The sequence below is a fragment of the Halomonas sp. H33-56 genome (genome assembly GCF_040147035.1).
GTDB classification, from domain to species: Bacteria; Pseudomonadota; Gammaproteobacteria; order Pseudomonadales; family Halomonadaceae; genus Halomonas; species Halomonas litopenaei.
The window spans coordinates 3,619,965-3,634,367 of sequence record NZ_JAMSHP010000001.1 but is presented as its reverse complement, the minus strand read 5'-3'; the positions used below and the strand labels follow the sequence as shown (position 1 = coordinate 3,634,367).

Here is a 14,403-nt window from a genome sequence, read left to right as displayed (position 1 = left end):
CGGCTTCTGATGCAGCGCTTGTGTCAGGTGCCGGTCAGCGTTGGCCTGGCCAAGGGGGCATCAATGCAAGGACACGTCATGACATCTCTGTTCGGCTCGCGCTCGCCGTCTCGTTTCTCTCTCACCCTGGTCGGTGCGGCCATCGCCCTTGGCTCGCTGGCCGCCTCGGCGGACGTCGCAGCGCGGGAACTCAAGGTCTCCACGGTGCTTTCCGATGCCTTCCCCTGGGGCCAGGCCGCTCAGAAGTGGGCTGACCTGGTCGAGGAGCGTTCCGACGGCGAGCTGACGCTCAGGGTCTTTCCCAATTCCCAGCTGGTCAGCGGTGACCAGACCCGGGAGTTCTCGGCGATGCGCTCGGGGCTGATCGACCTGGCGGTGGGCTCGACCATCAACTGGTCGCCCCAGGTGCCGGAACTCAATCTGTTCTCCTTGCCCTTCCTGATGCCGGACGAGAGCGCGGTGGACGCGATCACCGAAGGTGAGGCCGGCGAGCTGGTGTTCCAGGCGATCGAGTCGCGGGGCGTGGTGCCGCTGGCCTGGGGCGAGAACGGCTTCCGCCAGCTGTCCAATTCCCAGGGCGTGATCGACGAGCCGGCGGACCTGGAAGGCCTGAAGATCCGGGTGGTGGGGTCGCCGCTGTTCCAGGACACCTTCAGCGCACTGGGCGCCAACCCGACCCAGATGAGCTGGGCCGACGCCAAGCCGGCGCTGACCACCGGCGCGGTGGATGGCCAGGAGAACCCGCTGTCGGTGTTCGACGTGGCGCGTATCGACCAGGTCGGCCAGGAGCACGTAACGCTGTGGAACTACATGAACGATCCGCTGATCTTCGCCGCCAACCAGCAGGTCTGGAGCACCCTGTCCGATGACGAGAAGGCGTTGCTGCGTGAGACCGCGGTCGAAGCCGGCGCCTGGGAGATCGCCATGACCCGCGAGCAGGAGAGCGAGCGCCTGGCGGCCATTCAGGAGCGTGGAGTGACCGTCACCGACTTGAACGAGGAGCAGCACGAGGCGTTCGTCGCGGCGACCGAAGGGGTTTACGAGAAGTGGGTACCGCGCATCGGCGAGGACCTGGTCGAGGCCGCCCGAAGCGCCATCGACGCGCGCTGAGCAACCGCTCTGACGCGGCGGTAAACCTTGTGCCGACCCTCATGATCGAGGGTCGGCGTTGATTGACTCCCTACCGACGCCCTTTCTCGATGAAACGTCCTGATGCACGAATCGAGCGCACCCTGGCCACCCTGGCGATCCTGATCATCGGTGCGATCAGCCTGGTCAATGTGGTGGTGCGCTACATCACCGGTGGTTCCTTTGCGTTCACCGAAGAGTTTTCTGTCTTTCTGCTGGTCATGTTGACCTTCGCCGGTGCCTCGGTGGCTCTGCGAAGCCATCGCCATATCCGTATCGGCCTGCTGGAGCGGGCGCTGCCGCCGCTTGGCTATCGCCTGCTGGTGATCTTCCAGGGCTTGTGCGGGCTGCTGGTGCTGGGCCTGATCACCTGGTTCGGTGCGCTCATGACCTGGCAGGAGTACCAGTGGCAGTCGTTGTCGCCCGGACTTGGGCTGCCCCAGTGGTGGTACCTGATCTGGCTGCCGCTATTGTCGGGGCTGATGTTCCTCCGCCAGTGCCAGGCGAGCCTGGAGCGACTGCGCGGAGGTGCTCACGATGACGCCTGATGTATGGATGCTGATCGCCTTTCTGGTGCTGCTGATCGCCGGCGTGCCGGTGGCCTTTTCGCTGGGCCTGTCCGGCGCCGTGGGCATCGTCACCGGGCTGTCGCCGGCGATGCTGGCGACCCTTGGCACCAATACCTACAACAGCGTGGCCAAGTATCCGCTGATCGCCATTCCGCTATTTATCCTGACCGGGCTGATCTTCGAGCGGGCGGGGGTCGCGGCACGCCTGGTGCGCTTCGCCCAGGCGCTGATCGGGCCTCGCCATGGTGGCCTCGCGGTGGTCGCGGTGGTGGTGTGCATGATCATGGGGGGCATGAGCGGCTCCGGCCCCGCCGACGCCGCCGCGGTGGCGATGGTGATGCTGCCGAGCATGACCCGCGCGGGCTATCCGCGGCCCTTCTCGGCGACCCTGATCGCTTCCTCGGCGTCTACCGCCATCCTGATCCCGCCTTCGGTGGCCTTGATCCTGTACTCCATCGTGGTGCCGGGAGTGGATCTGCGGGCGCTGTTCGCCGCCGGACTCTTTCCCGGGGTGCTGGCCGGCGCTTCGCTGCTGATTCCGGCGTTGTGGCTGTCCCGGCGCTATGGTTGGGAAGACCCTGCCGAGATGGAGCGCCCACCCATCGGCAAGAGCTTCCGCGAGGCGCTGCCGGCGCTGTTCGCGCCGGTGATCATACTCGGCGGTCTGCGCAGTGGCCTGTTCACGCCCACCGAGGCGGCGGTGGTCGCCGTGGCCTACGGCATCCTGGTCGGCCTGGTGCTGACCCGTGAGCTGTCGCTCAAGGACCTGTGGGGGCTGATGGGCGAGGCGGCGGTGGTGTCCGGGGTGGTCATGCTGATCATCGCCCTGGCGGGCATCTTCGCCTGGTCCGGGACCATGCTCGGCACCTTCCGTCACCTGGCAGAGTGGGTCATCGGGCTATCCGACAACGGCACCTTGCTGCTGCTGTTGATCATGCTGGCGGTGCTGGCCGCGGGCATGCTGCTGGACGCCATCTCGATCTACCTGATCATGATGCCGATCCTGATCCCGGTGATGCAGCACTTCGGCTGGAATCCGGTGTGGTTCGGCATCCTGCTGGCCATGAACATCGCCATCGGCCAGTTTACTCCGCCGGTGGCGGTCAACCTGATGGTGACCACCGAGGTCGCCAAGGTCAGGCTGGAGCAGACCCTGGGCTGGGCCATGGTGTTCGTGGCGGCGATGGCCTCGGCGCTGGCATTGGTGGTGATCTTCCCGGAGATCGCGCTGTGGCTGCCTCGGGTGCTGGGTTACAACGTCTAGGCCGCCTGGGGCAGTACCCTGGGCAGTGGGGGCACAAGGCGCGAGCATGGCTCGCGCCTTGTTGTGTTCATGGTCTTCAGTCGTTGTCGGTCAGCGTCTCGAGCCAGCGTTGATGGACGTCTCGGCTGGCCTCGTCGAACAGCACGAAGCGTACCAGTTCGATATCGGGGCAGGCGGGCAGGGTGGTCAGGACCGTGGACACGGCAATTTCCGCCGCCTCGTTCAGCGGGTAGCCGAATACGCCGGTGGACAGTGCCGGGAACGCCACTCGACGGATGCCTTGCTGCTGGGCCAGGCCCAGCGCCTCTCGGTAGCAGCCGGCGAGCAGTTCGGCGCTCGGTTCGTCGACGCCGTAGACCGGGCCGAGGCAGTGGATCACCCAGGCGTTGGGCAGCGCAAAGCCTTCGGTGATGACCGCCTGGCCGGGGCGAATCGGTGCCAGCGGCCGCCCGGCCTGGGCCAGCTCCGGGCCGGCGGCACGGTGAAGGGCGCCGGCCACACCGCCGCCGCTTTCCAGCTGGGCGTTGGCTGCGTTGACCACCGCCTCGACGTCGGCCTGGCGGGCGATGTCACCGGTAATGCATTCGATCAAGGGATAGTCCATGGAGACTCCTGTCATTGGCTTGCGGTGGTAACCGTCGGTGACGGTAGCGGCCCTGTGGCCAGCCGGTCGATGTCCTGACGGCGGTCGCCCGCCAGTGGAAGCCGCTTCCTGGCACGCTCCAGGGTGTCGCGCTCGAGCTGCCAGCTGACCAACGCTTCCTCTTCGCCCAGAACCTCTGGCGACGCCTCGGGGGTGACCAGTGGCGGACACAACAGCGAGTGCCCCCAGCCGTTACCGGCCCGGTTGAGGCTTAGCCAGTAGCATTGGTTTTCCATCGCCCGGGTGATGACGAAGCTGTGCCAGCTGGTGAAGGAGAAGTCCCGAGTGAAGGCCACCGGGTGGATCATGAGGTCGACGCCCAACCGGCGGTAGCGGGCGGCCAGCTCACCGAACCTGAGGTCGTAGCAGATCATGAAGCCGACGCGCCAGCCGGCGATATCCAGCGTCACCAGGCGCTCGCCCGGGCTGAAGTGGGCCGCCTCGGCGCTGGCGCCGAACTGGGCGCAGTGCAGCTTGTCGTAGGCTCCCGCCAGTTGCCCCTCGGCGTCGACGACCACCTGGCTGATATGGCGCCAGAGGGAGCCGTCGGCCCGGCGTGATCTGCGCGCCACGCCGAAGGCGATCGGGCACCTGAGTTCCCGGGCCAGCGCGCAATAGTGTGCTGTCACAGGCCCTTGCAGGTCGTCATCGAGTTCATCCATCGCCTCGAAGGCCTGCTCGCCGTACTCCTGGGACGACAGCTCCGGCAGCACGATCAGCTGTGGGCGTTGCTGCGACGCGGCAGTGCGCAGGCGCCCGGCCAGGGCGTCCAGGTGGTCGCGCTGGTCGAGCCGATTGCGGGTCGCCGGGATTGTGGTCTGGCAAGCCAGCAGGCGCATGGATTCCTCGCAGTTGGCGAAAGAGGCAGGGTAACCCGAATCGACAGCGCGACGACATGGGCGGCAGTCGATTGCGTCAGCGGTGCCAAGGGCTATGCTCACGGTAGACCGTCGACGCTCGATTTCCGCTCCGCGAGTGTCAGTGGTCGAGCGCCTTAAGTCCTCGTTGTGTACCTGGCCATCGTTGCAGGCCGACGGGGAGGGAAGGGATATTTCTCCACGCCCTGAGGGGCGTGCAGAAAAAATTAACGCCCACTAAACGTTAGCGGTAGCTAAACTCTCGTTTTACAATGATTCGGCCTGGTCTCTCCAGGTGAATTTATCGCAAAAGGAATGACTGGTGGATCTTTTGCTGGCCCAGGAGGGGCAAGGCACGAGTCCATGCCGTCAACGTCGACAATACCAAAAGAGGTGTGACCATGAAGCGCCATGCTTTCTCCGCCGCTGCACTGTCCAGCGCCATTCTCGGAGCCGCCATGTTCACGTCCCCGGCCATGGCCCAGGACGAAGAACAGTTCATCACCATCGGCACCGGGGGTCAGACCGGCGTGTATTACGTCGTTGGCCAGTCTGTCTGCCGCTTTGTGAATCGCAACAGCGAAGAGACCGGCATCCGCTGTAACGCGCCGTCCACCGGTGGCTCCGTGGCCAACGTCAATGGTATTCGCAGTGGCGAGCTGACCATGGGTGTCGCCCAGTCTGATGTGCAGTATCAGGCCTATAACGGTACCGGCAACTTCGAGGGCGAAGCCTACGAAGACCTGCGTGCCGTGTTCAAGGTGCATGGCGAGCCGCTGACCATCCTGGCCCGTGCCGACGCCGACATCGAGAGCCTCGATGACCTGGCCGGCAAGCGCGTCAACATCGGTAACCCGGGTTCCGGCCAGCGCAACACCATGGAAGTGGTGATGGACGCCAAGGGCTGGACCGAAGACACCTTCTCGCTGGCCTCGCAGCTCGACGCAGCCGAGATGGCATCTGCCCTGTCGGACAACAACATCGACGCCATGGCCTACGTCGTCGGCCACCCCAATGGTTCCATCCAGGAAGCCACCACCACCGTCGACGCCAAGCTGGTGCCGCTCAACGACGACGCCATCAAGGGCCTGGTCGAGGAGTATCCGTACTACTCCATGTCCACCATTCCAGGCGGTCTGTACAAGGGCAACCCGGATGACGTCGAGACCTTCGGTGTCGCCGCGACCTTCGTGACCAGCGCCGAGGCCGACGACGAGCTGGTCTACCAGACCGTCAAGGCAGTGTTCGACAACTTCGATCGCTTCAAGCGTCTGCACCCGGCCTTCGAAAACCTGGATCCACAGGACATGGTATCCAACGGTCTGTCCGCACCGCTGCATGAAGGTGCCGCTCGTTACTATCGCGAGCAGGGCTGGATCGAGTAAGGGTTCTTCCCCTCTCGGGGGAATAGCCAGCTAATCTCTGCGCGGTCGGCCGTTGGGCGGCCGCGCAGTGCGTTGTGGCCCGTCGATGGATCGACACCGGACGTTCGGTAGAGACCAGACAGCGCCAGCACGACTGGCCCGCGAAAGCGGGCATTCGGGGATGGAGGCGAAGCCCTCCATCATGACGATTCCTCTTCCAGGCAGGGCACGCTTATGACTGAGGACAACAAGAGATCCACGCAGTCCGAAGTGGATCTCGAGGACATGGTCGCCTCCAGCGACTCCGGTTCGCGCAACCCCTTGGGTGCGCCCGGCAAGCTGCTGGTAGGCGTTGCGGCGGCATGGTCGCTGTTCCAGCTATGGATTGCTTCGCCGTTGCCGTTCATGGCCGGCGTCGGCGTCTTCAACGCCACCGAAGCGCGCTCTATTCACCTGGCCTTTGCATTGTTTCTGGCCTTCATGGCCTACCCCGCGACCAAGCGCTCGCCGCGGGACCGCATTCCTCTTCAGGATTGGGTGCTGGCGATTCTGGCCGCTTCCGCCGGGGCTTACATGTTCGTGTTCTACGAACAGCTGGCTGACCGTCCTGGCGCACCCATCCTGCAGGACGTCATCGTCGGTGTGACCGGCCTGATTCTGCTGCTCGAGGCAACACGGCGGGCGCTCGGGCCGCCGCTGATGATCATCGCCTCGATCTTTATCTTCTATTCGCTGGCGGGGCCCTGGATGCCGGGTATCCTCGCTCACCGTGGCGTCAGCCTTTACGGCCTGGTCAATCACCAGTGGCTGACCACCCAGGGTGTGTTTGGTATCGCCTTGGGCGTTTCGACCAGTTTCGTCTTCCTGTTTGTGCTGTTCGGCGCGCTGCTCGACAAGGCAGGTGCCGGCAACTACTTCATCAAGGTCGCCTTCTCGTTGCTGGGCCACTACAAGGGCGGGCCCGCCAAGGCCGCCGTGGTGGCCTCCGGCATGACCGGCCTGATCTCCGGCTCGTCCATCGCCAATACCGTGACTACCGGTACCTTCACCATTCCGATGATGAAGCGTGTCGGCTTCTCCTCGGAGAAGGCCGGTGCGGTGGAGGTGTCCTCCTCGGTCAATGGCCAGATCATGCCGCCGGTGATGGGCGCCGCCGCCTTCCTGATGGTGGAGTACGTCGGCATTTCCTACGTGGAGGTGATCAAGCACGCCTTCCTGCCGGCGCTGATTTCCTATATCGCGTTGATCTACATCGTTCACCTCGAGGCGCTCAAGGCCAACATGGAGGGGCTGGAAAGCTCCAACCCGCCCAAGCCGCTGGTACGCAAGGTGATCGGCTTCCTCGGTGGTCTGCTGCTGATGATGGTGGTGGCGCTGGGTGTCTACTACGGCCTGGGCTGGCTCAAGCCGGTACTGGGTGATGCGACTCCCTGGGTGGTGGCCGTGGCGCTCTCGGTGGTCTACGTGGCGCTGTTGAAGCTGGGTGCAAACTATCCCGAGCTCGAGCTCGATGATCCCAACGAGCCTATCTACAAGCTGCCCCAGACCCGACCCACGGTGCTGGTAGGCCTGCAGTACATCCTGCCGGTGATCGTGCTGATCTGGTGTCTGATGGTGGAGCGCCTGTCACCGGGACTGTCCGCCTTCTGGGCGACGGTGTTCATGATCTTCATCATGCTGACCCAGCGCCCGATCATGCACGCCTTCCGTGGGCGGGGTGATCTTGGCAAGGATCTGCGCGAAGGCTGTCTGGACCTGTGGACGGGGCTGGTGACCGGCGCGCGCAACATGATCGGTATCGGTATCGCCACCGCCACCGCCGGCATCATCGTGGGTGCGGTCTCCCAGACCGGTGTCGGCCTGGTGCTCGCGGACGTGGTCGAGATCCTGTCCATGGGCAACCTGATGCTGATTCTGTTCTTCACCGCCATTCTCAGCCTGATCCTGGGCATGGGGCTGCCGACCACCGCCAACTACATCGTGGTGTCGGCGCTGCTGGCTCCGGTGATCGTGCAACTGGGTGAGCAGAATGGTCTGCTGGTACCGCTGATCGCGGTGCACCTGTTCGTGTTCTACTTTGGCATCATGGCCGACGTCACGCCGCCGGTGGGCCTTGCCTCCTTTGCCGCCGCGGCGGTTTCTGGAGGGGATCCGATCCGCACCGGCTTCCAGGCGTTCTACTACAGCCTGCGTACCGCCGCGTTGCCGTTCCTGTTCATCTTCAACACCGACCTGCTGCTGATCGATGTGGCGCCCTTGCAGGGCGTATTGATCTTCGTGGTGGCGACCATCGCCATGCTGATCTTCGCCGCGGCGACCCAGGGCTACATGATCACCCGCAATCGCTGGTACGAGAGCATCCTGCTGCTGCTGGTGGCCTTCACCCTGTTCCGCCCGGGCTTCTGGATGGACATCATCCATGATCCTTATCGCAGTGTGCCGCCGTCCGAGTTCGTCGAGGCCTACGGCAACGTGGACGAGGACAGCACCCTGCGTCTGCAGGTCAAGGGCGAGGACGCCTTCGGCGATCCGCTGACGACCTACATGACGCTGCCGGTGGCAGAGGGCGAGACCGGTGAGGATCGCCTGCTCAATCTCGGTCTGGAGCTGATCGTCGAGGACGGTCGCGCCATCGTCGACATGGTGACCTATGGCAGTCAGGCTGCGGATCTCGGCTTCGACTTCGATCAGGAGATCGTCGAGATTCAGGCACCGGTGGATCGCTGGCCGAAAGAGCTGATGTGGATTCCGGCGCTTCTGCTGTTCGCCCTGATCGTGTTGGCACAACGCCGTCGCCGGCCCCCTGAAACCACTGAGGCCACGGCCTGAGGAGGTCCGTCATGTACCAGAAGATCCTGTTACCGGTCGATCTCAATGAGCCATCGTCGTGGGAGAGGGCACTGCCGGTGGCGCTCTCGCTGTGCCGCAACTTTGGTGCCAGCCTGCACCTGGTGACGGTGTTGCCGGACTACCGCATGCCGCTGGTGGGGTCCTACTTCCCCAAGGACTTCGCCAAGAAGGCCCATGAAGCGGTACAGAAGGCGCAGCATGACTTCATCGTCGAGCACGTGCCGGAGGACCTGACGGCTCAGGCGATCATCGCCGATGGCTCCCCCTGGGAAGCCATCATCAAGGTCGGCAAGAAGATCGATGCCGACCTGATCGTCATGGCCTCGCATACCAAGCGCAAGTTCGCCGACTACGTGATCGGCCCCAACGCCGAGCACGTCGTCCATCACAGCAAGTGTTCGGTGATGATCGTGCGTTGACCCAGACGACAAGCGCTAGCGCCATCGACGCCCCCTCACATGAGGGGGCGTTTTCGTAAGCTTGCGTAGGTTGAAGGCGAATCCAGGGCCCATCAACTACAGTCAAATTAGAGTCGATGGGCGCCGGCGATGGCGTGAAGGAACCTCGCATCTTGCCCCTTGACTCCCGTGACAGGTGGGCGGTGGCAACCGTCATCCGTGGGTACAAGGGGGAGTAGATGATGAGTGCAGCAGCATCACGACACGACAAGGAGTCGAGCGGGGCCAGGGTAAAGATCTCCATCAAGAACGTCGGTATGGGGCGGCCCAGGGTGTGGTTATCTTCGGGATTCGAGGACTTTCGGGCCGCCACTGCGGTCAGCCTTTCCTATGGCATGTTCTGGGTCGGGCTCAGCATCGCCGTCACGGCAGGGGCGCTGACGCTGGGACTGTGGCATTGGCTGTTGCCGCTGGTGGCCGGCTTCATGTTCATCGGGCCGTTGGTGGCGGTGGGCTCCTACGGGATCAGCAGGGCGCTGGAAGAAGGCCGCTCCCCGACCCTGGGGGATGCCTTTGGCGCCTGGCGCGGCCACACCGGGCAACTGGCCATGATGGGCGTGATGATGATGATCTTCTTTCTCGCCTGGATTCGCCTGGCCACCTTGCTGTTTGCCCTGTTCTTCGGTCTCCAGTCGCCGGATCCGTCCACGGTCTATGCGTCACTTCTGACCACGCCGGAAGGCCTCGGCATGCTGGTGGTGGGGCTGGCCTTTGGCTGTGTGCTGGCGTTTGGCGCCTTTTCCATTAGCGTGGTCGCGATTCCAACCCTGATGGATCAGGACCTGACGTTCATGGAGGGCATCGAGGCCAGTATTCGTTCGGTGGCACGCAATTTCCGACCGATGCTGCTGTGGGCAGCGATTCTCACCGGCTGCGTACTGGTGGGGATGGCCACCTTCTATATCGGGCTTGCCTTGATTCTGCCGGTACTGGGGCACGCGAGCTGGCACGCCTACGAAGACCTGGTGGTGTGCGAACGGCTGGACGACCCCGGCGCCTGAGGGCGGCAACCTGGTCCGTGAAGACGCCCCGACAGGGGGCGTTTTCCTGAACCAGCAAAGCTCGAGGGGCCCGCAGACTGACCTTTGGCGCTCGATCACGTAATCTACTCCTGCAGAAAGAGTCAGGAGACGTCATGCGGGTGCCAGCTTTCCTTTGCCAGGTGGGTGTCCTCCTGGGGCTGTTGGTAGCAGGGGGAATCGGCCAGGTCCATTCCCAGCCTCTGCCAGCTCCGGAGGGGCCTGTGCTGCTTAAAGTATCGGGCAATATCCAGAACACCAATGTGGATGCACAGCTTCTGCTGGATCGTGCCATGCTCGACGATCTTGAGAGTCGTGCGCTGGTGACCGATACCCCGTGGCATAGCCAGGCCAGCCGTTTCGAGGGGCCGCTGCTCCGCAGCGTGCTGGAATCCGCCGGTGTCACCGCCGACAGCATTCGCGTGCACGCCTTGAACGGCTTCGTGGCCGATATCCCGGTCTCCGATGCCTATCGCTATGACGTCATCCTGGCCATGAAGCAGGACGGCGAAGCGATGTCGGTGCGAAACTTCGGCCCGCTGTTTGTGTTGTACCCTTTCGATGATCATCCAGAACTACTTAACGAGTCGGTCCAGTTTCGTTCGGTGTGGCAGGTAGATGCCATCGAGGTCCCGTGATCAATGTCACCGGGAGATCGGTCGAAGGCCATCAGGAGGCAAGGCAGGGAGTGCAGCGCCCCAATACCATAGTGAGTGATCCCGGTGTGTCGGCTGGTGTCGACCCGAACATTCTGCCAGCAGATTCCCGACCCAAGGAGGAGGGTGCTCGGCGCATCCGTTCCGTATGCGACGCTATCCTCTGAGACTGGTATTCAGTGCCGTGGCGGCACTGACCTTCTTTGCCGCCGCCATGGTGGTGATCGGTCTGGTCGCCTGGCGCCATGACAATCTTTCCCACCAGGTGGTGGAGGATATCACCTGGCATTCCTACAAGCTGGACCGAGACGTGGTGTTGCTGCGCAATCACCTGTTGTTCGGGGAGCATGGACCCGAACAGCTGGCCGGCTTCAGGCTCGAGTTCGACCTGTTGTTCAGTCGACTGAACCTGTTTCGCCACAGCGACATTCACGATCTGGTCGAGGAGGCTCCGGCCGCGCGTCGCCAACTGTCGATCATCATCAGCCTGATGCAGGACCTGGATGCCGAGGTCAGTGCCCTGGCGTCCCTCGATAGCGAGGCAGAGGCCGTTCTTGACCAGCATCTTGCCGCGCTATCCACCGAGACCGAAAGGTTGATCATGGCCGTCAATGGCCATCTGGCCGAGATCAATACCGCAGAGCGTGTTCGTCTGCAGCGACTGTACCTGTTGCTGCTGGTGATGATCCTCGGTATGAGCCTGGCCGGAGGGGTCATGCTTGCCGTGCTTTTCAAGGAAGCCCGTGACAACGAGGCCTCGCGCAAGGCACTGGAGACGCTGAGCGGCGAACTGGAAATCAGTGCCCGGCGCGCCCAGTCCGCCAGTCAGGCCAAGTCCGACTTTCTGGCCACGGTGAGCCACGAGATCCGCACGCCGCTCAACGGCGTCATCGGCATGAGCGAACTGTTGCGTGATCTCGAACTGTCGGAGCCCGCCAGCCGCTACTCGCACACCATTCATGACAGCGCCCGCCAACTGATGGGCATGATCGATGACATCCTCGACTTCTCCAAGATCGAGGCAGGACGCATGGAGCTGGATGTTCAGCCGGTGGCACTCGATGCCTTGATCGAAGATGCGCTGGAGCTGTTTCGTCCGCGCGCACTCGACAAGCGGTTGCGCTTGCTTGGCCACGTGGACGAGACGCTGCCGGCACGACTCCAGGGGGACCCAGGCCGGCTTCGGCAGGTGCTGCTCAACCTGCTGGCCAACGCCATCAAGTTTACCGACCGCGGCATGGTGAGGCTGTCGGTAGCGCCTGTGGACGAGGGCTGGGTGCAGTTCGACGTGGTGGATACCGGTCAGGGTGTCGAGGCGTCCCTGCTGCCTCAGTTGTTCGAGCCCTTCCGCCAGGGCGATGCCTCCGTCGCCCGGCGCTATGGCGGCACCGGTCTGGGCCTCGCGATTTCCAAGCGCCTGGTAGTGGCCATGGGGGGCGAGATAGGGGTCGACAGCCGTCGAGGCAAGGGCAGTCGCTTCTGGTTCCGATTGCCGCTGGTGCCCTGTGACGAACCCCGCCGTCAACCGCTGACGGTGGCCAGGGCGCGCGCGCATCCCAAACAGCTCGCCGAGGCGGATCTGCTGGTGGTGGAAGACAATCTGGTCAACCAGGAAGTGGCGATCGCGATGCTGGAACGCCTCGGCTGTTCGGCTACCCTGGCTTCCTGCGGCAAGGAAGCGCTGGCTCTCTGCTCACAGCGCCGTTTTGACCTGATATTGATGGATGTCCAGATGCCTGACCTCGATGGTCGCGAGGTCACCCGACGCCTTCGCAGCTTTTCCGACTGGCGTAGTGAGGTTCCCGTGGTGGCGATGACCGCTGGTGGCGCCAGTCACGATGAGTCGGACTGCATGGCGGCCGGCATGAACGACTATCTGACCAAGCCGCTGTTGATGGGCACGCTGCTGATGGTGCTCAAGCGCCACCTGCTGGGAGAGTCCGAGACCTCGACGACTCCGAGGGGTATCACCTCACTGATCAATGCCGATACGCTCGATGCCCTGGACGAAGGGCTTGGGGGCGAGCGCCGGGATGCTCTGGTGGACCTGTTCGGGCGACAGGCGCGCGAACGCTTGCCGGAGATCCAGAGCGCCTACCGGCGAGGCGAGGAGGAGCCGCTGGCCCAACTGGCCCATCAGCTCAGGGGCGAGGCCGCCGGCGTCGGCGCCATGGCTCTGGCCGAGGCGGCGCGAGCGCTGGAGCGTTGTGCCCTGGATGGCTGCATCGAGGATGCCAGAGGCGTCATCGATGCGCTGCCTGAGCTGCTTGAACGCACCCTGGCGGCCTTTGCCCGCAGCGAGAGGCGCGCCTCCCAGACCTGAGGTCGGCTTCGGCGTCCCGCTGTGTTGCTGGTGAAGGTGGACGGCTCAGTGGCTCAGTTGCCTTGGGGACGGGGACGCCGCCAGCGCGGATGTCGTGGAACCACCACCCGTTGGGCCCGGTATTCACCCCGCACCGCATCCATCGCCAGCGCCAGGGCCTGCTCGGCGATGCCTCGATGATCCTGTACGGCGGAGTTGACCGCCAGCGGCAGAAAGTCCAGCAGACGGTTGTCGCCGAAACTCGCCATGGCCAGACGCGGGGGCAGGCCGCCGCGTGCAATCAATTCGTCCAGGGCGCCTTCCAGCAGAATGTAGGACGCGGTTACCAGGGCGTCGGGCAGTCCCTTCTTGTCGATGTAGTCAGCCAGCAGCCTGGCGCCTTCCTCGCGGGCATAGTGATCGCCGCTTTCCAGGGTGCACTCGAGCTCGCGTCCCTCCACGCCTGCGCGGAAGCCGGCGCGGCGCTCTTCGGTGATCGAAAGGTGCGGCACCGCATCGAGCCATAGCACGCTCTTGACTGCCGGCGTCATCAGCGAGCGTGTGAGCTGTTCGGCGGCCTCGCGGTCGTTGCTGACGACGCTGGCGAAGCTCGCTTCGGGCAGGCCCCGGTCGATGGCGATGATCGGCAGACCCTCATTCATCAATTCGGTATAGAAGGACGCCGGCTGCGCCAGACAGCTTGCCACGATCAGCGCCTCGCAGCGTTGGGCGCGCAGTGACAGGGCCAGGTCCCGCTCGCTGTCGGGCTGGTCGTCGGAGCCGACGATCAGCAGCTGGTAGCCCTGGGCCCGCGCTCCGCGTTCCAGGTGCTTGGCCAGGCGGGCGTAGCTGGAGTTTTCCAGGTCCGGCACGATCAGCCCCAGGATGCGGCTGCTGCCGCGCCGCAGGGCCGCCGCCTGGGCATCGACACGGTAGCCATGCTCCGCCACCACCGCCATCACTCGGTCCACGGTGTCCTGACGAATACGGCGCTCCCTGGCCTTGCCATTGACGATGTAGCTGGCGGTGGTGCGGGAAACGCCGGCCAGGCGGGCAATTTCGGCCAAGGTCATGCGGGTGTCTCCATTGAAGGCGTCGGGCGTGGTCACGGCGACAAGGTGTCAATTCCCTCTAGTCTACCTGGCATGGCAGCAGTGTCCCCCTGCCAAAGTCGTAGCTTTTGCGACTTGCCATGTGCGCTGAATCGTACCAGCATTGTGACATGGTGAGGTGACACGATTCAGCTTTCGAGCATTTTGCATTTGCCGAAGCCAGGTGATCCCAGCATCCGGC

General features: G+C 64.0%; 12 protein-coding genes. 9 read left to right on the top strand and 3 right to left on the bottom strand.

Going from position 1 to position 14,403, the window contains the following annotated elements:
• Positions 1-78 precede the first annotated feature (78 nt).
• The 3 genes from NFH98_RS15490 (at position 79) to NFH98_RS15480 (ending at position 2,961) form a co-directional block, all read left to right on the top strand.
• On the top strand, positions 79-1,110 hold the full coding sequence (locus tag NFH98_RS15490; protein ID WP_375037969.1) for a DctP family TRAP transporter solute-binding subunit: 1,032 nt from the start codon (positions 79-81) through the stop codon (positions 1,108-1,110).
• A gap of 89 nt (positions 1,111-1,199) precedes the next feature.
• A complete protein-coding gene (locus tag NFH98_RS15485) occupies positions 1,200-1,676 on the top strand; it encodes a TRAP transporter small permease (protein ID WP_045994089.1) in 477 nt (158 codons plus the stop codon).
• Positions 1,666-2,961 (top strand): TRAP transporter large permease, encoded by a 1,296-nt coding sequence (locus tag NFH98_RS15480; RefSeq protein ID WP_045994088.1) that lies wholly within the window; start codon positions 1,666-1,668, stop codon positions 2,959-2,961. The genes NFH98_RS15485 and NFH98_RS15480 overlap by 11 nt, the downstream gene beginning before the upstream one ends.
• Before the next feature lie 76 nt (positions 2,962-3,037).
• On the opposite strand, the gene NFH98_RS15475 is transcribed toward NFH98_RS15480, so the two are convergent.
• Together NFH98_RS15475 and NFH98_RS15470 are read right to left on the bottom strand one after the other, a co-directional pair.
• A complete protein-coding gene (locus NFH98_RS15475; RefSeq protein ID WP_204248980.1) occupies positions 3,038-3,565 on the bottom strand; it encodes a macro domain-containing protein in 528 nt (175 codons plus the stop codon).
• 11 nt (positions 3,566-3,576) lie between these two features.
• A complete protein-coding gene (locus NFH98_RS15470) occupies positions 3,577-4,443 on the bottom strand; it encodes a carbon-nitrogen hydrolase family protein (protein ID WP_052704464.1) in 867 nt (288 codons plus the stop codon).
• A gap of 419 nt (positions 4,444-4,862) precedes the next feature.
• On the opposite strand from NFH98_RS15470, the gene NFH98_RS15465 reads away from it, so the two are divergent.
• The 6 genes from NFH98_RS15465 (at position 4,863) to NFH98_RS15440 (ending at position 13,131) form a co-directional block, all read left to right on the top strand.
• Positions 4,863-5,846, top strand: a complete 984-nt coding sequence (locus NFH98_RS15465; RefSeq protein WP_045994086.1) for a TAXI family TRAP transporter solute-binding subunit — start codon at positions 4,863-4,865, stop codon at positions 5,844-5,846.
• 213 nt (positions 5,847-6,059) lie between these two features.
• Positions 6,060-8,654 (top strand): TRAP transporter permease, encoded by a 2,595-nt coding sequence (locus NFH98_RS15460; RefSeq protein WP_287164204.1) that lies wholly within the window; start codon positions 6,060-6,062, stop codon positions 8,652-8,654.
• 11 nt (positions 8,655-8,665) lie between these two features.
• Positions 8,666-9,094 carry a universal stress protein gene (locus NFH98_RS15455; protein ID WP_045994084.1) on the top strand — a complete coding sequence of 143 codons (429 nt, stop codon included), beginning with the start codon at positions 8,666-8,668 and terminating at the stop codon, positions 9,092-9,094.
• Between the two features lie 221 nt (positions 9,095-9,315).
• A complete protein-coding gene (locus tag NFH98_RS15450; RefSeq protein WP_045994083.1) occupies positions 9,316-10,134 on the top strand; it encodes a DUF2189 domain-containing protein in 819 nt (272 codons plus the stop codon).
• A gap of 242 nt (positions 10,135-10,376) precedes the next feature.
• Complete coding sequence (locus NFH98_RS15445) at positions 10,377-10,790, top strand: putative pterin-binding protein (RefSeq protein WP_231498610.1); 414 nt, start codon at positions 10,377-10,379, stop codon at positions 10,788-10,790.
• Positions 10,791-10,956: 166 nt separating this feature from the next.
• Complete coding sequence (locus tag NFH98_RS15440) at positions 10,957-13,131, top strand: ATP-binding protein (protein WP_108448257.1); 2,175 nt, start codon at positions 10,957-10,959, stop codon at positions 13,129-13,131.
• Positions 13,132-13,184: 53 nt separating this feature from the next.
• Here NFH98_RS15440 and cra read toward each other — a convergent pair whose 3' ends face one another.
• Complete coding sequence (gene cra, locus NFH98_RS15435) at positions 13,185-14,183, bottom strand: catabolite repressor/activator (RefSeq protein WP_108132450.1); 999 nt, start codon at positions 14,181-14,183, stop codon at positions 13,185-13,187.
• Between the last annotated feature and the right edge of the window lie 220 nt (positions 14,184-14,403).

Excerpts from the sequence above, each read along its gene's own strand:
- cra (WP_108132450.1), bottom strand. The coding sequence starts at position 14,183 with ATGACCTTGGCCGAAATTGCCCGCCTGGCCGGCGTTTCCCGCACCACC.
- NFH98_RS15485 (WP_045994089.1), top strand. The coding sequence starts at position 1,200 with ATGAAACGTCCTGATGCACGAATCGAGCGCACCCTGGCCACCCTGGCG.
- NFH98_RS15470 (WP_052704464.1), bottom strand. The coding sequence starts at position 4,443 with ATGCGCCTGCTGGCTTGCCAGACCACAATCCCGGCGACCCGCAATCGG.
- NFH98_RS15480 (WP_045994088.1), top strand. The coding sequence starts at position 1,666 with ATGACGCCTGATGTATGGATGCTGATCGCCTTTCTGGTGCTGCTGATC.
- NFH98_RS15455 (WP_045994084.1), top strand. The coding sequence starts at position 8,666 with ATGTACCAGAAGATCCTGTTACCGGTCGATCTCAATGAGCCATCGTCG.
- NFH98_RS15460 (WP_287164204.1), top strand. The coding sequence starts at position 6,060 with ATGACTGAGGACAACAAGAGATCCACGCAGTCCGAAGTGGATCTCGAG.
- NFH98_RS15450 (WP_045994083.1), top strand. The coding sequence starts at position 9,316 with ATGAGTGCAGCAGCATCACGACACGACAAGGAGTCGAGCGGGGCCAGG.
- NFH98_RS15490 (WP_375037969.1), top strand. The coding sequence starts at position 79 with ATGACATCTCTGTTCGGCTCGCGCTCGCCGTCTCGTTTCTCTCTCACC.
- NFH98_RS15440 (WP_108448257.1), top strand. The coding sequence starts at position 10,957 with ATGCGACGCTATCCTCTGAGACTGGTATTCAGTGCCGTGGCGGCACTG.
- NFH98_RS15475 (WP_204248980.1), bottom strand. The coding sequence starts at position 3,565 with ATGGACTATCCCTTGATCGAATGCATTACCGGTGACATCGCCCGCCAG.
- NFH98_RS15465 (WP_045994086.1), top strand. The coding sequence starts at position 4,863 with ATGAAGCGCCATGCTTTCTCCGCCGCTGCACTGTCCAGCGCCATTCTC.